Annotated in this window: 15 protein-coding genes; 8 read left to right on the top strand and 7 right to left on the bottom strand. The window is 60.8% G+C overall.

All coding sequences use genetic code 11. The features are described from left to right. Positions 1–17 precede the first annotated feature (17 nt). Positions 18–560: an isopentenyl-diphosphate Delta-isomerase gene (idi, locus tag BMZ57_RS06110; RefSeq protein WP_010213355.1), complete on the top strand. Its 543-nt coding sequence runs from the start codon at positions 18–20 to the stop codon at positions 558–560. Positions 561–562: 2 nt separating this feature from the next. Here idi and BMZ57_RS06105 read toward each other — a convergent pair whose 3' ends face one another. Continuing rightward, positions 563–4,861, bottom strand: coding sequence for an AvrE-family type 3 secretion system effector (locus BMZ57_RS06105; protein WP_069673377.1), 4,299 nt, complete (start codon positions 4,859–4,861; stop codon positions 563–565). 180 nt (positions 4,862–5,041) lie between these two features. Between BMZ57_RS06105 and BMZ57_RS06100 the strand changes: the two genes are divergently transcribed. Genes BMZ57_RS06100 through BMZ57_RS06090 form a run of 3 tightly spaced genes read left to right on the top strand, consistent with a single transcriptional unit; the run spans position 5,042 to position 8,438 of the window. Next, the gene (locus BMZ57_RS06100) at positions 5,042–5,821 is read left to right on the top strand and encodes a PhzF family phenazine biosynthesis protein (RefSeq protein WP_010213357.1); all 780 of its coding nucleotides are present in this window, start codon (positions 5,042–5,044) and stop codon (positions 5,819–5,821) included. 36 nt (positions 5,822–5,857) lie between these two features. After that, positions 5,858–7,687: a gamma-glutamyltransferase gene (gene ggt, locus BMZ57_RS06095; RefSeq protein WP_021491950.1), complete on the top strand. Its 1,830-nt coding sequence runs from the start codon at positions 5,858–5,860 to the stop codon at positions 7,685–7,687. A gap of 25 nt (positions 7,688–7,712) precedes the next feature. Beyond that, complete coding sequence (locus tag BMZ57_RS06090) at positions 7,713–8,438, top strand: purine nucleoside phosphorylase YfiH/LACC1 family protein (RefSeq protein WP_021491951.1); 726 nt, start codon at positions 7,713–7,715, stop codon at positions 8,436–8,438. On the opposite strand, the gene ddlA is transcribed toward BMZ57_RS06090, so the two are convergent. Together ddlA and BMZ57_RS06080 are read right to left on the bottom strand one after the other, a co-directional pair. Further along, positions 8,428–9,522, bottom strand: coding sequence for a D-alanine--D-alanine ligase (gene ddlA, locus BMZ57_RS06085; protein ID WP_044286601.1), 1,095 nt, complete (start codon positions 9,520–9,522; stop codon positions 8,428–8,430). The genes BMZ57_RS06090 and ddlA overlap by 11 nt on opposite strands. A gap of 44 nt (positions 9,523–9,566) precedes the next feature. Beyond that, positions 9,567–10,205: a LysE family transporter gene (locus BMZ57_RS06080; RefSeq protein WP_069673378.1), complete on the bottom strand. Its 639-nt coding sequence runs from the start codon at positions 10,203–10,205 to the stop codon at positions 9,567–9,569. A 141-nt stretch (positions 10,206–10,346) separates the two neighbouring features. On the opposite strand from BMZ57_RS06080, the gene BMZ57_RS06075 reads away from it, so the two are divergent. Further along, positions 10,347–11,168, top strand: a complete 822-nt coding sequence (locus tag BMZ57_RS06075) for an AraC family transcriptional regulator (RefSeq protein ID WP_069673379.1) — start codon at positions 10,347–10,349, stop codon at positions 11,166–11,168. 174 nt (positions 11,169–11,342) lie between these two features. On the opposite strand, the gene BMZ57_RS06070 is transcribed toward BMZ57_RS06075, so the two are convergent. From BMZ57_RS06070 to BMZ57_RS06060, 3 genes are all read right to left on the bottom strand, one after another. Beyond that, positions 11,343–11,930, bottom strand: coding sequence for a flavin reductase family protein (locus BMZ57_RS06070; protein WP_044286600.1), 588 nt, complete (start codon positions 11,928–11,930; stop codon positions 11,343–11,345). A gap of 54 nt (positions 11,931–11,984) precedes the next feature. After that, positions 11,985–13,301, bottom strand: coding sequence for a methyl-accepting chemotaxis protein (locus tag BMZ57_RS06065; protein WP_069673380.1), 1,317 nt, complete (start codon positions 13,299–13,301; stop codon positions 11,985–11,987). Positions 13,302–13,407: 106 nt separating this feature from the next. After that, positions 13,408–13,740, bottom strand: coding sequence for a DUF2790 domain-containing protein (locus BMZ57_RS06060; protein WP_044286599.1), 333 nt, complete (start codon positions 13,738–13,740; stop codon positions 13,408–13,410). Between the two features lie 225 nt (positions 13,741–13,965). Here BMZ57_RS06060 and BMZ57_RS06055 point away from each other — a divergent pair, with 225 nt between their 5' ends. The 3 genes from BMZ57_RS06055 to BMZ57_RS06045 all read left to right on the top strand — a co-directional run bounded on the left by BMZ57_RS06055 (position 13,966) and on the right by BMZ57_RS06045 (position 17,737). Then, entirely contained in the window at positions 13,966–15,285 is a 1,320-nt protein-coding gene (locus BMZ57_RS06055) for an OprD family porin (RefSeq protein ID WP_069673381.1), read from the top strand. A 344-nt stretch (positions 15,286–15,629) separates the two neighbouring features. Beyond that, positions 15,630–16,304 carry a heavy metal response regulator transcription factor gene (locus BMZ57_RS06050; RefSeq protein WP_069673382.1) on the top strand — a complete coding sequence of 225 codons (675 nt, stop codon included), beginning with the start codon at positions 15,630–15,632 and terminating at the stop codon, positions 16,302–16,304. After that, entirely contained in the window at positions 16,301–17,737 is a 1,437-nt protein-coding gene (locus BMZ57_RS06045; RefSeq protein WP_010213375.1) for a heavy metal sensor histidine kinase, read from the top strand. The genes BMZ57_RS06050 and BMZ57_RS06045 overlap by 4 nt, the downstream gene beginning before the upstream one ends. Here BMZ57_RS06045 and BMZ57_RS06040 read toward each other — a convergent pair. Further along, positions 17,661–20,798: a CusA/CzcA family heavy metal efflux RND transporter gene (locus BMZ57_RS06040; RefSeq protein WP_010213376.1), complete on the bottom strand. Its 3,138-nt coding sequence runs from the start codon at positions 20,796–20,798 to the stop codon at positions 17,661–17,663. The two genes, BMZ57_RS06045 and BMZ57_RS06040, sit on opposite strands and share 77 nt — an antisense overlap. Between the last annotated feature and the right edge of the window lie 16 nt (positions 20,799–20,814).

Here is a 20,814-nt window from a genome sequence, read left to right as displayed (position 1 = left end):
ACGAAAGAGGACACCCGATGAACGACAAAGTGATTTTAGTCGATGCACACGATATTCAGATCGGTGTGTGTGACAAACGCGACGCACACCTGGGAACGGGACGGCTGCATCGCGCCTTTTCGGTACACCTGATCGACAGCGCCGGGCGCCATCTGATTCAACGTCGCGCAGCAGGTAAAATGCTGTGGCCCGGTTTCTGGTCGAATGCTTGCTGCAGCCATCCGGCACCTGGCGAGACTGTTCCGGATGCGGCGTCACGCCGTCTGCGCGAAGAACTGGGTATCTCTGCCTCCTGCCGCTCGCTGTACAGTTTTGAATACCATGCGCACTTTGGTTCGATCGGGGCAGAACACGAACTTTGTCATGTATTGATTGCTCAATCTGACGCGGTGGTCTCCCCGACCACGGAGGAAGTCAGTGAGGTCGCGTGGCTGACCCGCGCGCAAGTATCAGCCCAACTTTCAGATCCGGCAGTCCCCTTCACACCCTGGTTTCGAATGCAGTGGTGCCGCCTGCTAGCGCAGCACCCCACATTCGATACCCCCGCATGTCAGGAATAAGTTCAGCGCCTTGCCAGGCTTGGTGTCCTCACACGCAGGTCTCCCAGGTCAATCGTCAGATCATTGCCCGGCCGGCTGCCCAGCGTGTCGTTCAGGTTCATCCGCAAGGGCTTATCGGCGTCCAGACCATATTCAAGGTCTGCATTGACGCGCTTCTGGGTATGACTCAGGCCCGCACTGCTGGAAAAACTGAGATTCGTCATCGCGGGTATCGACATGCCATGGGACTGGGTGGCGGTATAGCTCAGACTCATGTGTTTGACCCGCAGATTGGTGCGATCGCTCAGTGCGCGCCTGATCAGCGGCTCAGAACTTTCACCGGCAAGGTGACTGCGCTCTATCGCTCGCAGGATCTCTGGTTTGAGCTCCATGCCAAGCGTCACCGAAGTGCCCTCGCCATGCTGCAACTGATCGAGCACCTGGGCAAATTGTGGGTCATCCCTCAACCACTGCTCGATCGCCGCTTTGTTGGCCGGCGCCACATCATCCAGCCAGGTATGACGGCCATCGTCCCTTAACCCCACGCGGGTGACAGAAGACTCCACTGACGCCAGTTGGCGAAGACCCTGTTTCACCAGGTCCTGCTGGACCATCAACCCATTCAATGACTGGCTGATGGCATGGTAAGCATCCGGCTTCGTCGCTATCGGCGGGTGCGTCGCGAGAAACCGTTGCACCGAGGCTAGCTGCTGATCCACCGTATTCCCCGACAGCTCGATCGCAGCCAGATCCTGCCTGAACGTCGGTGAGTAAAGCGACACACTGCGCTTCAGGTCATCAACCTGAGACTGAGTCACCGGTTGCGGATGCTTGAAAGAAAAACTGAAGGCCTGCGATTCGCCGCGATCAAACTTGACCATGACCGACAGTTCCGGCAATGCAAACACCGCCGCGCTGGGCCCACCGCTTTCGGCGCTGACCAACGCTAACGCATTGAGGGGCGCGATATTGGCCCCCACGCCTCCTTGCCGGAGGAACTGTGCGCTGGTTGCCGCATTGTGACGGGTGCCGGTTGCAGTGCGTGTGGCGGACTGACTCTTATCGGTATGGAAAAGATTGAGGTTTGCCACCCCGCCAACGCCAGCACGTATAACCGAGTCCAGCTCTGCGATGTCTTCCTGCGGGCTGTACATCAAGCGCAATTGCGCAAGTGCGTCCACATTGACGTCACCACTGACCTTCGAACTCTTACCTGCCGCATGCTCCTCCCCCAAAGCCAGCAGATCATAGACGCTACCTGTCTCACCGGTAAGGATCGACATCATCTTGCCAAAGTCCGCCTCTTTGACGTCGAAGGCGATGCTTGCCCCCTGGTTTTTTGCAACTGCGGCCGTCAGTTCCGCTGCAACCCTCAAGCCCGGCCCTACTGCGCCCGATCCTTTGCCTAAGGTCACGCCCGAGCCCACCGAACCCGCCAGTCGCCGCATGTCGTCCGAACTGATTTCAACCCGAGCGCCTTTGTCGGTACGGCTGATACTTACCCCATGGGTATGAGACTTGGAGACGCCCAGGAAAAACTCTACGGGGGCAATTGGCTTTATCCCCGTCACCATCAACCCCAGGCTTTTGCCTTGGGTTCGGCTCGGGGAAAGGGTCTGGCCACTGCTCAGTTGCTGTACTTGCTGCGTCATCGCGTCTTTGATGGAGGCATCCTTGGGCAATCCCAAGAGCCCCGAAAGATGCCAGTGAAGCGCAGAGCCGGGTGTGCCAAGGTCCTTGGCCAACAGCTTGAAGTTGCCATACAAGGATTCGGCCTGCGCATAACTGGCGATACCTTGGCTGGCCAATGTGTGCACAGGGCTGTCCTGGAACGCTTGCATGACATCCGCAAGAGACTTTTCCAAGCGTGCCAAGGCGCTTGGGCTATGGCCTGATGTAGCGTCGAGCGCCTGTACCAGGTCCGCCAATTGCTTGAGCGTACTCGCATGATGGATCAGATCGCCTTCGATCAATGCCGAGGGGTGATCGAGGTCCCGCTTGCCCCCGGGCTTGGCCGTGGGAAGCGTCACGCCCTGCCCCTCAAAGTTGGCCAACAACGCGGCGGTCGTTTTTTCCGACGAGGGAGAGACTCTCTTAAACGCTTCATAGAGCTGATGCAGCGTCGAGCCAGGGTTGATTTCCGCCCTGTTCAATGTGGGCCTGGGGTCGAACGTTACACCGTGAGCGTCGCCCAAGCGGCGTGCGCTTGACTGGCTACTCTCCTCCACCTGCGTCAGCGCCTGGCGAATCTGCCCGGCCAGGGCCTGTCGCGGTCCTGGTTCGCTCAACGCGGTGAGCCGCAGATCCAATTCAGCCGAAACCGGCCTGCTCTGCGCGAGAGGAGTGAGTTGCTGGTGCAGTCGCCGATCGTCAGCGTAGATGCCCTCCAACCCCTTGCGGCCATTGAAGTGCTGCTGAACACCTTTGGCTTTTTGGCTGAGAGCCTCCAGGGGATGAAAGTGTGCGCTGATCCCTTGAGAATATTGACGCTTGAGCGGCACCCCCTCACGGGTTTGCCCCATGACATTGCTGCCGACTGACAATGCCCCGCCGGGAAACTGCGCGCGCAGTTGCGTACTGGCCAACGTGTCGGCTAACGATGGCGCCGGGGTCGTCGATTGCATCGGGCCCCACTCCAGTGCTGAGGCGCTGGCATTATCCAGTCGGTAGAGCTGCTTGTTCCACCCCCCAATCAAGTGCTTATCAGCGTCCATCCGCAAGGACTCCAACGGTTGGCGACCCGGAAGTTCAACGCTGCTCCAGTGCTGCACGCCCGCGGTAGTACCCTGCCAGGCTTCGCGATTCAACCTGAACAGTTCTCCGCCCTGGGTATGTGCATAAAGATTGCCCACGTGATCCAGGGCCAGTGTTTTGATGTCAATCGCGGGTGACGCGTGTAACGGCTGGGCGTCCCCATCGTGATGGACCTGAAGCTGGTTGGTCTGGTCGACGGTGACAAAATTGCGGCCGTCAGCGACAGCGAATCCGGTAATGCGCCGCTGACTATCCCCTGCGAGCACTTCGTCAAGGGACACTTGCGGGCGCGGCGCAGGAAGAGCGGCCAAGTCATGGCTGGCACCCTCCATCAGCGGATCGCGCACTTGGCTGATGGCCACGGCCTTCAGTTGCCCTTCTTGCAGCACATAGGCACGACCATCCAACCCACGCTCCAGATGCTCGACACCGGGCTGAACGGTGTCTTGCCAACGTTGCGCCGCCGCGTCCCAGGTCAACAGGTTGCCCGCATCCAAGGCAACCTTGCCCCGCTGTCCCAGATCGACCGCCGCCGCCAGTGCGTGTTGGCTGGGCAGCGGCAGGCCTTTCTCGATGCCCTTGACCAGCACGTCGCTAAGGTTCCATTGCGGACGTAGGGTATTCGCGTCCCCCAGGGGCACGCTGTGCAATTGCTGACGTGCGTCGCGAACCTGAGCATTGAGTTGCCCCGCATCATCATGAAAGAAGCCTTCGACACTGACGGCTCCCTTCAACGCCCGCTCCAGCGATTCAAGCGGTTGACGGACCATCGGCAACTGTTGATCTCGCGCTATGCGCAGGTCTGCTTGGACCAATTCTCCGTCCGTGGTCGCGCCATACAGCGCGTTTCCCGACAACCCGATACGGGCGAGCTGCACGGGCGCTCCCAGCTCATCCACCGGCTGCACGGCCTGCACACTCCCGCCCTGGACATGCACCAAAGAAGCCTCCCGGGCCTGGTTCAGCTGCACCGTAGTGCGGCCATGCGCACTGCTGTCGGCAACGCCCTTGGGGGTCTTTAGCAACTGCCCCTCGTTCGTCAGGCCAATACGGCTGAATGCACGAGCGTCTGCGTCATGCATCCACGACAGTGTGAGGGGTTCAAAGCGAAACAGTCGATCGCCGTCCAGGCGAAATTGCTGGCCATCCACCGTCGTTTGAACCGCGCTGACGCTGCCCAGATGCGCGCGCCCCGGACTCTCGACAACGTCGCCGGTTGCATCCGGAAGGCTGCTTTTGAACACCGCCGCGACCGCCGGTGTGGAATGGATGTGAAACACATGCTGGCGCTCGTCCTTCATCCGCAACGTATGCGTACCTGCTGTCGAAGGACCATCAGCCACATAGTGTTTATTGGGCTGGTTGAGGTGGTGGGCGATATCACGGCCAGTCAGTGTCGTATCAGCCTGTACCTTGCCATCGTTGAGGGAAACATCGAACTGCATTGAGGTCGGGTGCAAGGGTTGATAGTGCAGCAACACTGGCGGAGACAGTTCCTGGCCCGGCCTCTTCAAGCGTTCCACCAGATCATTCTGTAACTTGAAAAGAGCTTTCAATTCCGTGCGCATGGCAATACTCCCAAACAAAATTCATCACAGCTGTCTAGTGGGCATCCGCTCTGTTTGGTTCCACCACGGGCCTTTCCACAACGGCGACTGCATGCGCACGAAAAAACCACTCAACTGTATTTTGACGCTCGCTTGACCCACTGTTAGTGTCCGGCTCCATCCCTACACGGAGTGCTTTCGATGAAACTGGATATCTTTCAAGTCGACGCTTTCAGTCAATCGGTCTTTGGCGGCAACCCGGCTGCGGTGTGCCCGCTGACCGAGTGGCTCAGCGATGAGCAACTGCAAAACATCGCAGCGGAAAACAACCTCTCCGAAACCGCCTACTTCGTACCCCGTGGCGAGTTCTACGAGTTGCGCTGGTTTACCCCGGAGGTCGAAGTGGACCTGTGCGGCCACGCCACACTTGCGGCGGCCTGGGTGTTGATTCACCTGCTGGGGGATGCGCCTGAAGTGTTGCGCTTTGCGACACGCAGTGGCGAACTGCGGGTCACGCGTAACGGTGACGAGTTGGCAATGGACTTCCCGGCCAAGCAACCCCAGCCTTGTGAGCCACCCGATGGAATGTTGAGCGCGCTGGGCATTGAACAGGCCGAAGTGTTCAGCACCGATGACTACATCGTGTTGCTGGAAGACGAAGCGCAAGTCGCCGCACTGAAACCGGATTTCGCCCACCTCAAGGGTTTGCCGAAACGCGGGATTGCAGTGACCGCCAAAAGCGCACGGTTCGATTTTATCTCCCGCTGGTTCGGGCCCAACGTGGGCGTGAATGAAGACCCGGTCACCGGCTCGGCCCATACGTCACTGGCGCCGTTCTGGGCCGAACGCTTGGGCAAGTCGAGCATGACAGCGGAGCAAGGCGGAACGCGCCGCGGCCAGCTGCGCTGCGAACTCAAGGGTGACCGCGTGATCATTTCCGGCCATGCCGTGCTCTACCTGCAAGGTACGATTTACCTGTAAAAAGCAGTGCCCCAAGGACAACAGATCATTCTCAAAATGAACGGAGTTCAGCGCGTGTTTTCGATTTCCCGCCGTCAACTGTCGGTGATTGCCGCAGCCCTTGCCCTGGCTGCATGCAACACCTCTGTCAACGAACCGCCACCGGCACCGGAGCTGGGTTCAGGCTATCGCACCGACCTCACCACCCAACAGGCCAAGCGTCATATGGCAGCGGCCGCCAACCCGCTGGCGGCCGAGGCCGGGCGCGAAATGCTGCGCAAGGGCGGTTCGGCGATCGATGCGGCGATTGCGATGCAGGCGGTGTTGACCCTGGTGGAGCCGCAGTCTTCCGGCATCGGCGGTGGCGCGTTCATCATGCTCTGGGACGGGAAAAAGGTGCACGCCTATGACGGCCGAGAAACCGCTCCGGCCGGGGCGACGCAGCAGTTGTTCCTGAGGGCTGACGGCAAGCCGATGGCATTTCCGGAAGCGCAGATCGGCGGACGCTCGGTCGGCACCCCTGGGGTATTGCGTGCGCTCGAAATGGCGCACAAGAAGACCGGTCATCTGCAATGGGCCGAGCTGTTCGAGCCGGCGATCCGGTTGGCGGAACAGGGTTTTGCCATTTCTCCACGCCTGCACAGCCTGATCGCGGCCGACCGCTATATCGCGCAATCGCCGGACATGGCGGCGTACTTCCTGAACGCCGATGGCACACCCAAAGCCACCGGTACCCTGTTGAAAAACCCGGCGCTGGCCGATGTGTTCAAACGCATCGCCAAGGAAGGGCCGGATGCGCTGTACCAAGGGCCGATTGCCGATGAGATCGCACGCAAGGTGCAGGGCCATCGCAACGCCGGCAGCCTGTCCCAGGCGGACCTCAAGGGCTACACCGCCAAGGAACGCACGCCGCTGTGCACTGATTACAAACAATGGAAAGTCTGCGGCATGCCGCCGCCATCCTCGGGCGGCGTCGCCATCGCACAAATCCTCGGCACCTTGCAGGCGCTGGAAGCCCGCGATCCTGCCCTGGCCATCGCAGCGATGCAACCGCTGAAAAGCCCGTCGCCCGCTGGCCTCGAGCCAACCCCCGAAGCCGTGCACCTGTTGGCCGAAGCCGGACGCCTGGCCTTTGCCGATCGTGGCCTCTACGTCGCCGACGCGGACTTCGTCCCGGTGCCGGTGGCGGGCCTTGTCGCGCCGGATTACCTGGCAAAACGTGCCGCCCTGATCGGCGCGCGCAGCATGGGCATCGCCAAGCCGGGCGTGCCGGCGGGCATCCAGGTGGCCTACGCACCGGATCGATCGCCGCTGCGCATTTCCACATCGCAAGTGGTGGCGGTGGATGACCTCGGCGGCGCCGTGTCGATGACCACCACGGTGGAAGCGGCGTTTGGCGCCCATGTCATGGTCCAGGGCTTCCTGCTCAACAACCAGATGACCGACTTTTCGTTTATCCCCGAGGAAAACGGCCAGCCCGTGGCCAACCGCGTCGAGCCGGGTAAACGCCCGCGTTCGGCCATGGCGCCGACCCTGGTGTTCGACCGCAAGAGCGGCGAGTTACTGGCCACGGTCGGCTCCCCCGGTGGCTCACAAATCATCGAGTACGTGAGCAAGTCCCTGGTGGCGATGCTCGACTGGAAACTCGATCCGCAAGCCGCCATCAGCTTGCCCAACTTCGGCAGCCGCAATGGCGCGACCGAACTGGAAAGCGGCCTGTTCAGCCCCGCGCTGAAACAGGCCCTCAAGGACAAAGGCCATGCGCTGAGCGAGATCGATATGACCAGCGGCATCCAGGCCATCGTCCTCACCCGGGATGCCCAGGGCAAGGTGTCGCTGAGCGGCGGCGCCGACCCTCGGCGTGAAGGCGAAGCGGTCGGCGACTGATTAATCATTCAACGGAGAAACGCCCGTGCAGCAAGCAGACAACCTAGGCGCCATCCCCGGCATCGACCACGGTTTTTGTTCGATCGATGATCCGCTGCGCCCGGAAGCGGTGTTCATCTGCAAGCAAATGCACAGCGCCTCAGTGATTGAATGGCAAGCCGGCGCGGTGCCCAATACGGTGGAGGCGGATGGGGTATATACCGGCGAGCCCCACCCCATCGCGGTGATCACGGCCGATTGCCTGCCCATTCTCATCGCCGCCACAAACGGCGAGAAGGTAGCGGCCGTCCATGGCGGGTGGAAAGGCTTGCAAGGCGGGATTGTAGCTAACGCCGTGCAGCGTTTTGCTGATGAAGGCATTGCCGTCGACCAGTTGCGGGTGGCGATCGGACCGTCGATCAAGCCATGCTGCTATGAGGTGAGCGAGGGGTTTATCACACAGTTCCAGGCGGATCAGGGGCACTTGTGGTTGAACGGGCGAGCGCCGTGGAGCGCCGCGCAGCCCGCGCCGTTGCTGCCACCTGAAATTGCACCACCCCACGCCAGGCAAGCGGGAAGTGCGTGGTTAGATTTGAGTGGCTATGGGGTGATGTTGCTGCAAGCAGCCGGCATCCGGCGGGAGCAGATCGAGGTGAGTAAGGTGTGCACTTACTGCACCTCTCCCACCTTTGCCAGCTATCGCCGAAGGACGCATAACCCGGAGGAACAGAAGACGTTGATCTATTCGTGGATTGCTCGTCTCACCGACTGATCTTCAACCCCTTACGCCCCGCATGCCGCTCCAATGCCAGCTCGATCAACCGGCTCACCAGCTCGCTGTAGCTCATGCCCGCCGCCTGCCACAACTTGGGGTACATGCTGATGCGGGTGAAGCCGGGCAGTGAGTTGATTTCGTTGATCAGCACTTCACCGTCGTCGGTTAGGAACACGTCGACCCGTGCCAGACCGGAACAGCCCAGCACCTCGAACGCCTCGATGGCCAACCCGCGAATGCGCTCGCTGGCTTCCTGGCTGATATCGGCCGGCACCACCACCTGGGCAGCCTGGTCGTCAATGTACTTGCTGTCGTAGGAATAGAAACCGCTGCTCACCACGATCTCCCCACAACCACTGGCGATGGGGTTTTCATTGCCGAGCACGGCGCATTCGATTTCACGACCTTTTACGGCGGATTCAACCAACACCTTTTCATCAAAACCCAGGGCCAGTTCGACGGCCGCGTGGTACTCGGCTTCATCGCCGACTTTACTCACGCCTACCGAGGAACCCTGGTTCGCGGGTTTAACGAACATCGGCAGGCCGAGCTTGTTCACCGCAGCCTCAAACGACGTACGTGCCGCGTTGCTACGGGTCAGGGTGATGAACGGGGTGACCGCAATGCCAGCATCGCGCAGCAAGCGCTTGCTGATGTCCTTGTCCATGCACACGGCCGAGCCGAGCACGTCGGAGCCGACGAAAGGCAAGTCCGCCATGCGCAACAGGCCTTGCAGGCAACCGTCTTCGCCGAGGGTGCCGTGGACAATGGGGAAGATCACATCCACATGCTCCAGCAGGCCCGTGCCCGAAGTTTCCACCAGTTGCTGGTTGGCCTTGCCGGGCACGACCGCCAGCTCGCGGTTGGACTGGTTGAGGGCGATCAGGGCCGGGTTTTCCTGGTTGAGCAGGAAATTCGATGTGTCGTTGAGGTGCCAGTGGCCGGCCTTGTCGATGCCGATCAGCACCGGCTCGAAACGGGAGCGATCCAGCGCATCAACAATGTTGCGCGCCGACTGCAACGAGACTTCATGCTCGGCCGACCGGCCACCAAAAATAATACCTACCCGCACCTTGCTCATGAACCGGCCTCACTGTTGAAAGTAAGGCTTCTTACCACGTGTGGTCAGCGATTCGCTACCAGATGTGCACCGAACAACAGGTAGCAGCCCCCGGCAAAGCGGTCGAGCCATTTGCGTGAACGGCTGTAAAGGTCGGCCATGCGCTGACTGGAAAACACCAGGGCCACACACGAATACCAGCTGAACGACAAGGTGGCCATGGTGATTACCGCCAGGGTCAGCAGCATCGGCGAGGGAGACGGCGGCATGGTGGACGCGAAGATGGTGGCCACAAACAGCGCCGCCTTGGGGTTGGACAAGTTGCCCAGCAGGCCCAGTCGCCATGCGGAAAACAACGAGCGCCGTGCCTCAGCCGACAGCATGCCCTGGCCCATGGCCGGTGCCGAGCGCTTGAACAGCTTCAACCCGAGGTAGATCAAGTAGCAGCCACCCATGATCTTGAACGCCAGGTACAGCATCGGCGCAGCGGTAAACAAGGACTTGATCCCCAGGCCTCCGGCCAGTCCCCACAGGATGGTACCCGTCGCCACGCCGGCCGATGCCACCACGCCATGGCGGCGCGAACAACTGGCGGCCAATTGCGCCGTGTTGAAAAAGTTGGGGCCGGGCGTCACCACTGCCACCGTCCACAGCAGGGCCAGCGAAACCAGGGGCGCCAGGTAGGCGGGGTTGGAAAAATCCATGAGAGGCCGCTCCATCAGTGCAAGGCACGAACAGCAATCATAGGCCTCGCCCACACCCTGCACAATCGTACAAGACCTCGGCAGACAATCCGAGCCAGACTGGGTTAACGTACTTCCCTCTCTTTTTTGTGACACGCCACCATGGGCAAACCCACTGCCATCCTCGACTGGCTGCACCGCGCCCCACATGCCAGCGGCCTGGACCGTATCGAGGCCTATTTTGCCGGCTTCGCCTTCGACCCGCATCGCCATGACACCTATGCCATTGGGCGGACGCTGATGGGTGTGCAGAGTTTTCACTACCGCGGCGACATGGTCCACAGCCTGCCCGGCACCACCATGGTCCTGCACCCCGATGAGACCCACGACGGTCATGCGGGCAGCGACGAAGGGTTCAAGTACCGGATGATTTATGTCGAGCCGTCGCTGATCCAGCAGATTCTCGGCGGCAAGCCGTTGCCGTTCATCCCTAACGGTTTATCCACGGATCCGAGGCTGTTCCGCACCAGCGAAGTGCTGCTGCAGAACCTCGAAAACCCCATCGACCCGTTGCAGGAACAGGACGCCCTGTTCGACCTGGCCCACGCGCTCAGCAACGTGTCGGGCGCCATCATCAGCCGCAAGACCTTCGACTATGTGGCCGCCGAGCGCGCGCGGGAATTTATCCACAGCGCCCTGGGCCGCAGCATCACCCTGGATGAAATGGCCAACCATGCCGGCCGCGACCGCTGGGCCTTGTCGCGGGATTTTCGCTTGCTGTTCGGCACCAGCCCCTACCGCTACCTGACCATGCGTCGGTTGGATCTGGTGCGCAGCCTGCTGGCCCAGGGCCAATCGTTGGTGGACGCGGCGATGACCGCCGGCTTTACCGACCAGAGCCACATGACCCGGCAGTTTCGCAGCACCTACGGCATGCCACCGTCGCGCTGGGTAAAAATGTCAGACCGTTTCCAGGACAGGTGACCCGGCCGGGCGCTTGGGGCGCAGCGCCAACAGCGCGCCTGCCAGAGCAACAGTGCGAGGAAACAGTACCGGACGCCGAAGCGGTTCATGCGCTCACCCTCCGTCGCCGGGCGCAGTCGGACGATCTCGCTGGTCTATCCGCCGTACCGGCAGTACTCACCGAAGTGGTGAGTTTCACGCCTGCGGCGTCAAGCTCGAAGCCTGGAGTTGACCTCCGATGGTCAAGAAATGCCCGCCTGCCACATGGTGCAACGTGCGCAGTTCATCATGCCCTTCGAAGTGCCACCGGCCGTCGCTGAATACGCGGTCGTCGGCATAGGCCGCGACGACTTCACCCAGGAAAAGATCGTAAGTCTGCTGGTTGTGAGGCTCGGGCAGCAGGCGGCATTCCAACCACGCCACACAACCTTCCAGCAGCGGTGCTTCGGTGTGTTCTCCCTTGAACGTTTGCAAGCCGTAAGCGGCAAACTTGTCAGTCTCGGAGCCGGTGGTGTTGCCGACCGTCTGCACAAGATCCACCTGGGCCGCGCAAGGCACCTGGAGCACAAAGGTGCCGGCGCCTTCCAGCAATTGACGTGTCCAAGTGGCCTTGTCCAGCACCACGGCGACTTTAGGCGGTTCGAAATCCAGCGGCATGGCCCAAGCAGCCGCCATGATATTGCGCTGGCCGTTGTGCGCGGCGCTCACCAGCACGGTCGGGCCATGGTTGAGCAAACGGTAGGCTTTGGACAGCGGAACGGGGCGACGGTGGGTAGGGCTCATGGACGGTCGACTCTTTTATGCCAGAAAGCGCCTACGATACCCGAAGCCCCGGGCTCAACTCGACAGTTGGTTGGCGAACTGCCCGACCGCACTGACCACCTTTTGCGCGCCGTCCTGGATCTCCACGATCACCGTGCCCGCTTCGGCCGCCAGAGCCAGGCCTTGCTCGGCTTGCAGGCGTCCGTCGGTCATCAGGCTGACCGCATCGCGGGCCATGTCCTGGTTCTGACGGACCACGCCCACAATCTCCTCGGTCGCCTTGCTGGTACGCGAGGCCAGTTGCCGCACCTCATCGGCGACCACCGCAAAACCACGCCCCTGCTCGCCTGCACGCGCCGCTTCGATCGCGGCGTTGAGCGCCAGCAGGTTGGTCTGCTCGGCAATGCCGCTGATGGTATTGACGATGGTGCCGATCACCTGGGACTGGGCGTTCAGCGCTTCAATGCCTTCGCCAGCCTGTTGCATGTGCTTGGCCAGGTCGCGCATCACATCCACTGCCTGAGTCACGACGGTCGTACCGCGTTGGGCGCTGTTATCGGTTTGCAACGAAGTGCTGTAAGCCATGTTTGCCGCCTCGGCAACCGCCTGTTCCTGGTTGACCTGATCGGTGATCACCGTGGCGAACTTGACCACTTTGTACAGCCGGTCGGTGGCATCCATCACCGGGTTGTAGGTGGCTTCCAGCCAGACCACACGGCCATGGCTGTCCACGCGTTTGAAGCGCGCCGCGACGAACTCACCGGCGTTCAGACGTTTCCAGAAGTCCTGGTACTCGGTGCTGTTGTATTCCTCCGGCTCGCAGAACATGCGGTGATGTTTGCCCTGGATTTGCGCCAGGCTGTAGCCCATGCCACTGAGGAAGCGATCGTTCGCCGTCAGCACGTGGCCACCAAGGTCGAACTCGATCACCGCGGTGGAACGCACCAACGCGGTGATCAGGTTTTCATGCTCACGGGAAGCCTCGATGGTGCGAGTGAGGTCGCTGGAATAAATCGAGAAATGCTTGATGCGCCCATCGGAACTGCGCACTGGCTGCACAATCGAGCGCAGCCACACTTCCTGGCCATTGCCGCCCACCAAGCGCACGGTGCCGGCGAAATGTTCGCCGCGCACCAGTGCGTTCTTGAAGCGCAGCTGGAACTCGTCTTTGCGCACGTGGGCCGGCACCAAGTCTTCGATCGGACGCCCAAGCAGTTGGCCACTCTGGTAGACCAGTTCCTGCAGGAAGTTGGCATTGGCCCACTCCACCCGGCCTTCGGCGTCCAGCGTCAGGCACAGCATTTCACTTTCCAGGCTCTCCTTGACCTGATTCAAGCTGGACAACTCTTCGCGAAGAGCCGCCAGCTCCTGCTTCAAACGGGTGTTGAACATGGGGCACCGATGATCTAATGGGGGAGATGGATCTGACCTGCATCGGCGCTCCCGGTGTTTTCTGAAGAGGGCTTTAGCCCCATTCCCGAGTATATTTTTAGCTCCATCAGCTGCCATTGTTTCGGCACACGCCCATCACTTGATACTCAAGGGTATTGAGCTTGCCGCTGGAGTCTTCGTAGGTCATGCGCGACGGCACCGTGTTGCACGAGCGGATCGGTGCCGTGACGTTGACCACCTCGGCAATGTCCAGCTTCATGCCATAGCGATAGGCCTGGACTTCGGGTGCCGGCTTGCCCTTTTTGGCGGCGTAGTCGGCCATGGCCTTTTCATTACGCTCCATCATCAGCGCGAACGTACGATCGCCCCCGCCTTCAGCCAAGGCACCAAAAGACAAGACTGCCGTTAACACACCCAGGCCGATTGAATAAACGTTCATGCTTAGTTCCTCGATTGAAAGTTCAGTGTCGAGACTAACCAACTGACCCTGACGCAATCTTCACCAGAACATTACTTATTTGTTAGATAACGGTGAGTTTCCATAATTGTAATGTTCACGCCACGTCTTCGTTATCCAGGGTTTGCAACTATCAGCCCGGGCCAGATCAATAAGAACGCCCACTCCCATAAGAAGCTGAACACTGCCAGTCACCAGGAGCGAACCATGCGTATCCGTCACTACAGCCTTCACCTCTCACTGTGCGCCGCCTTGCCCTTCACGGCTGTGGCCGCGCAAGACCCACCCGAGGGGTTTATCGAAGGCAGCACCGTTAACGTGCTGGCACGTAATTTTTACTTCAATCGCGATGATCGCAAGGGCCAGTCCAGCCCCACCGGCAACGGCTATTCAGAAGCCTGGGCGCAGGGATTGATTGGACGATTCGAATCCGGCTTTACCCAAGGCACCGTGGGGTTCGGCCTGGACGCATTTGCCATGGTCGGCGTGAAACTCGACTCGGGCACCGGTCGCAGCGGTGGCAAAGGTTCGTTCGGCGTGTTGCCGGTGGACAGCAGCAACCACCCGGAAGACAACTACAGCAAAGTCGGGGGTGCCGCGAAATTGCGTGTGCTGGACACCGTGATCAAAGCCGGCGATGTATTCCCGCTGACCCCGGTCGTGGCCTACGGCGATTCGCGCGTCTTGCCCGAAAGCTTTCGTGGCGTCACCGCGCAAAACACCAGCCTGGAAGGCCTGAGCTTGCAGGGCGGACGCTTGACCGGCATGAGCCAGCCTGCGCAAAGCGGCATGGACAAGGGGTTTGCCACCTTCTACGCAGGCCCGGTCGACTCGCCCTGGATCGGCTATTTCGGCGGTGACTACACCGTCAACAAAAACCTTAGCTTCAGCCTCTACAGCAGTCGCTTGAAAGACGCCTGGGACCAGTACTATTTCGGCAGCGCCGCCCGTTATCCACTCAATGACGAGGTCTCGCTGTTCGGCGACTTCAGCTACTACAAGGCGGTGGACGAAGGTAAGAAGCGGCTGGGGGCATTCGACAACAACATCTGGAGCGCCAGGCTCGGCGTGAAAGTCGGCGCCCACAGTCTGGCTGTCTCGCACCAGCGCAACAACGGCGATGACGACTTCGATTACCTGCGCCAGTCGGACTCGATCTTCCTCAACAACTCGATCCAGTACAGCGACTTCAACTCGCCCAAGGAGCGCTCATGGATGGTGCGCTACGACCTCGACATGCAGGCCTTCGGCATTCCCGGCCTGTCATTCATGACCCGCTACGGCAGAGGCTCCGGCGCTGACTACAGCAACGCCAACGCGGTGTACATGCGCCGTGATGGGGCCGGCAATCCGCTTACCGATCAGCGCCGCTGGGAACGGGATATCGAAGCCCGCTATGTGGTGCAGGCGGGCCGTTTGAAAGATTTGTCGTTGCGACTGCGCCAGGCGACGGTGCGCTCAAGTGCATTTGAGTCGGACTTGGAAGAAGTTCGGGTGATTGTCGAATATCCAATTGCGGTGCTGTGAGGCAGGCCAATTACATTCACTTTCTAATGCGCTACATCTGTTCACAAGTTGAAATCTGACAGAACTGTAATATCGGCCTCACCTTCTCGTTAAGTTGCACTTTTTACACTGCACATCGAACACACCTCATCTCTGCGGCTTTTGTGTAGCTCCTTTGGAACAGAGATGAACTTTTACGCCCCGGTTGGGGCGTTTTTTTTGAGTGCAGACTTGAGTGACGAATCGTCGCACTTGCCTGAGGCGGCTTGACCCTAAAGCTACTTCACGGTTCAGAATTTTCCTACGCTCAATTCAGCCTCGCTATGGGGCCATGCCCCTGTCGTTTTCTTTGAAGGTAATTCCCCATGCGTATCCTTGTGGTTGAGGACGAACAGAAAACCGCCGACTACCTGCAGCAAGGCCTGACCGAAAGCGGTTATGTCGTCGATTGCGCCGCCAGCGGCATTGATGGCCTGCACCTTGCCAGGCAACACAGCTACGAATTGGTGATCCTGGATGTCAACTTGCCCAACACCGACGGCTGGGAAGTGCTGGAGCAACTGCGCCGCGACGGTAACCAGCGCGTGATGATGCTCACCGCGCGTGGGCGGCTGGCCGACAAGATCAAGGGCCTGGACATGGGCGCCGATGATTATCTGGTCAAGCCCTTCGAGTTCCCCGAGCTGCTGGCCCGTGTGCGCACGTTGTTGCGACGCAGCGAGCACATCCCGCTGCCGGATGTGCTGCGCGTCTCGGACCTGGAACTGGACCCACGCCGGCATCGCGCCTATCGCGGCAACCGTCGGATCGACCTGACGACCAAAGAATTTGCCTTGCTGCACGTGCTGATGCGCCAGGCCGGCCAGGTGATGACCCGCACGCAGATCATCTCGCTGGTGTGGGACATGAACTTCGACTGCGACACCAATGTGGTGGAAGTCTCCATCAGCCGCCTGCGCGCCAAGGTCGATGATCAGAGTGAGGTGAAGCTGATCCACACGATTCGCGGCGTGGGTTACGTGCTGGAGGCGCGCCCATGAAGACCAGCAGCCTGTCGATGCGCCTGGGGCTGACGGTCAGCCTGATGGGCGCCGGGTTGGTTGTGCTGCTGGCGAGCCTGGCGTACCTGGCCCTGACCCACGAACTGGACAAGCTGGCACGCAAGGGCCTGGAAAACAAAATGGAGCAACTGGCCCATACCCTCGGCCAGGGCCTCGATGAACACCGCATCACTAACCGCCCGCACTCACTGCTGGACCTGGTGATGGGCCACGACAATATCTACCTGACCATCATCGGCGCACGCTCCGATGCGCCGGTACTTCTGAGCGTCGGCGCCAAGCCCCAGCAACCGCTGTTGCTCGACGTGCCCACCGGTAAAAACCTGGCTTATTTGAACTGGGTCGACGGCCAGGGCAATCGTATCCTCAGTGCGACGCGCCTGATGCCGTTGCAAGGCGGCGAGTACGTACGCGTGCTGCTATCCCTGGACCGCTCTGATGATGAAGCGTTGCTCAGTGCCTACCTGCGTTCCACGGTGATCGCCCTGCCGATGCTGCTGATCCTGATCGGCATGGGCGCCTGGTGGCTGGTGCAACGCGGGCTTGCACCGCTGCAGCAGTTCAGCCGCGTGGCGGCCAAAGTCAGCACCCAGGACTTGACCCACCGGCTGTCCCTGGACAACCTGCCCAAAGAGCTGGGCGAACTGGCCCAGGGCATCAACTTCATGCTGCACCGCCTGGACGCCGGGGTGCAGCAACTGACGCAGTTCTCCGACGACCTGGCCCATGAACTGCGCGCTCCCTTGACCAACCTGATGGGCAAGGCCCAGGTGACTTTATCCCGCGAGCGGCCCTCAGACGAATACAAGGCCAGCCTGGAGTCCTGCACCGAGGAAATGGAACGCCTGTCGCGCATGGTGTCCGACATGCTGTTCCTGGCCCAGGTCAGCCACCCGGCGGCGCGGGCCGGGTTTGCACCGGTGTCGCTGGAGCAGGAAGCGCAGCGGGTGATGGAGTTGTTCGCCCTCAGCGCCGAGGACAAAAACGTCAGCCTGACCCTGCGCGGCGACGCCTGGGTAACGGGAGATCGCCTGATGATTCAGCGCGCCATTTCCAATCTGCTGTCCAACGCCATTCGCCACACCCCTCGCGACGCCAGCGTCTTGCTGCTGGTGGAAAGCTATGAGCAGAGCGTGTCGCTGTCGGTGGGCAACCCGGGGCGCGGCATCGAAGCCCATCACCTGCCGCATCTGTTCGAGCGTTTCTACCGCGCCGACAACAGCCGCGCCCGTGCTGAAGGCGGCACCGGCCTTGGGCTGGCGATTGTGCAGTCGATCATGCACCTGCATCAGGGGCACGCCGACGTCAGCAGCCAGCCGGGCCGTTTCACGCGGTTCAGCCTGGTGTTTCCTCGTCCTTGCGATGCGCCCACTGATACAGCGCCGGCAGCACCAGCAAGGTTAGCAACGTAGAAGAAATAATCCCGCCGATCACCACCGTCGCCAACGGCCGCTGCACTTCGGCGCCGGTGCCGGTGGCCAGCGCCATGGGGATAAACCCGAGGGAAGCCACCAATGCCGTCATCAACACCGGGCGCAACCGGGTCAACGCGCCTTCGTTGATCGCCATCGACAATGAGCGCCCTTCCTCGCGCAGGTTACGGATGAACGCAATCATCACCAGGCCGTTCAACACCGCCACGCCGGACAAGGCAATAAAGCCCACTCCTGCCGAAATCGACAGCGGAATATCCCGCAGCCACAGCGCCATGATCCCACCGGTCAAGGCGAACGGAATCCCGGTGAATACCAGCAGGCCGTCCTTGAGGTTGTTGAACATCATGAACAGCAAACCAAACACCAGCAGCAACGCCACCGGCACCACGATGCGCAACCGCTCGGATGCTTCCTTCAACTGTTCGAATTGGCCGCCCCAGGTGGTCCAGTAGCCCGCCGGCACCTTGACCTGAGCGAGAATCGCCGCCTCAGCCTCTTCCACGAACGAGCCGATATCGCGTCCGCGCACGTTGGCACTGACGATCACCAAACGCTTGCCGTTCTCACGACTGATCTGGTTCGGGCCAAGCACCAGGTCCAGGCTCGCTACCTGGGACAACGCAATGAAACCCAACTGTCCAGACGCATTACCCGGTACCGGAATCAACAACCGCGACAACCCGTCGATATCGGTGCGCAGCGCGTCAGACAAGCGCACGACCATGTCGAAACGCCGGTCACCTTCGTAGAGCGTGCCCGCCTGGCGCCCCCCGACAGCGACGGCAAGGGTGTCCTGCACATCGCCCACATTCAGGCCAAAACGCGCGGCTTTGTCGCGGTCGATATTGATGGTCAGCACCGGCAGGCCGGAGGTCTGTTCAACCTTGACTTCCGAGGCGCCACCGAGCTTTTGCAGGGTCTCGGCAATTTCCCCGGCGGTCTTGTTCAGCACGTCCATGTCATCGCCAAACACCTTCACCGCCACATCGCTGCGCACACCGGAGATCAACTCGTTGAAACGCAGCTGGATCGGCTGCGATAACTCGTACGCGCTGCCCGGCACAATCGCACTGGCGCGCTGGATGTCGGCGATCAGGGTTTCGCGGGACTTTCGCGGGTCCGGCCATTGGTCCTTGGGCTTGAGCATCACGTAGCTGTCGGAAATGTTCGGTGGCATCGGGTCGGAGGCAATTTCCGCAGTTCCGGTGCGCGCAAATACCCGCTCGATTTCCGGCACCTGGGCCATCAAGGTTTTTTCCAGCTGCTGTTGCATCTGCACCGATTGCGTCAGGCTGGTGCCGGGCACGCGCAAGGCCTGCTGGGCGAAATCGCCTTCGCTGAGGCTGGGGATAAATTCGCTGCCCATGCGGCTGGCAACAACGCCCGAGGCGACGATGGTCAACACGGCCAAGCCGAACACCCACGGACGACGCGCCATCACCCAGTCCAGCACCGGTGCATAGACCCGACGCGCGCTGCGCATGACAAGGTTTTCTTCTTCCTTGACCTTGCCGGTGACGAACAGCGCAATCGCCGCCGGCACGAAGGTCACCGATAGAATCATCGCGCCCAACAGGGCAATCACCACGGTAAACGCCATAGGGTGGAACATCTTCCCGGCCACCCCGGTGAGGGCGAAGATCGGCAGGTACACCACCATGATGATCAGTTGCCCGAAGATCAGCGCCCGTCGTGCTTCCTTGGCGGCGGCAAACACTTCGTGCAGGCGCTCGCTGCGAGTCAGCAGTCGGCCATGGCGGTGCTGTGCGTGGGCCAGCCGGCGGATGGCGTTCTCGACAATCACCACCGCGCCGTCGACGATGATGCCGAAATCCAGCGCGCCAAGGCTCATCAAATTGGCGCTGACTTTATTGGTAAACATGCCGGTAAAGGTGAACAGCATCGCGAGGGGAATCACCATCGCGGTGATCAGCGCGGCGCGGATATTGCCCAAAAACAGGAACAACACTGCCACCACTAAAAGAGCGCCTTCGAAGAGGTTTTTCTTCACGGTGCTAATGGCTTTTTCGACCAGGTTGGTGCGGTCGTAGACGGTGACGGCGACCACCCCCTCGGGCAGCGAACGGTTGATCGCTTCAAGCTTTTTCGCCACGGCCTGGGACACGCTCCGGCTGTTTTCGCCGATCAACATGAACACGGTGCCCAGCACCACTTCGCGGCCATTTTCCGTGGCGGCACCGGTACGCAGTTCACGGCCGATCTCGACCTGGGCGACATTGCGCACGCGAATCGGCGTGCCATCCGAACTGGTAATGACGATATTGGCGATGTCCTCGATAGACGCCAATTGCCCCGGCGCGCGGATCAGCAGTTGCTCGCCGCTACGCTCGATGTACCCGGCGCCGACGTTGGCGTTGTTGCGCTCCAGCGCGGTGACCAGGTCATTCAAGGTCAGGTTGTAGGCGGCCAGACGCTTGGGGTCGGGCGCAATCTGGTACTCCTTGGCGAAGCCGCCAATGGTGTTGATCTCGGCCACGCCCGGCACGTTGCGCAGTTGCGGCTTGATGATCCAGTCCTGGATGACGCGCAGGTCAGTCGGCGTGTAAGGCGTGCCGTCGTCCTTGCGCGCGCCCTCCTTGGCCTCAACGGTCCATAGGAAAATTTCCCCAAGCCCGGTGGAAATTGGCCCCATCGCCGTTTCGATCCCCAAGGGCAATTGCTCACGAGCGACTTGCAAGCGCTCATTGACCAACTGGCGAGCGAAGAACAGGTCGGTGCCGTCCTTGAAGATCACCGTGACCTGGGACAACCCGGAACGTGACAGCGAACGGGTCTGCTGCAAACCCGGCAAACCGGCCATGGCGGTTTCGATGGGAAAGGTGATGCGCTGTTCGGTTTCCAGCGGCGAAAACCCGGCCGCCGCCGAGTTGATCTGCACCTGCACGTTGGTGATGTCGGGCACGGCGTCGATGGGCAATTTCTGATAGCTGGCGATGCCGACACCGGCCATCAACAGCACCGCCAGCAGCACGATGATGCGCTGCTCGATGGCAAATTGGATAAGGCGCTCAAACATGGGGAATCACTCGCGG

Origin of the sequence: Pseudomonas simiae (assembly GCF_900111895.1) — a bacterium.
GTDB lineage: Bacteria > Pseudomonadota > Gammaproteobacteria > Pseudomonadales > Pseudomonadaceae > Aquipseudomonas > Aquipseudomonas simiae.
This window is presented reverse-complemented; position numbering and strand designations above follow the sequence as displayed.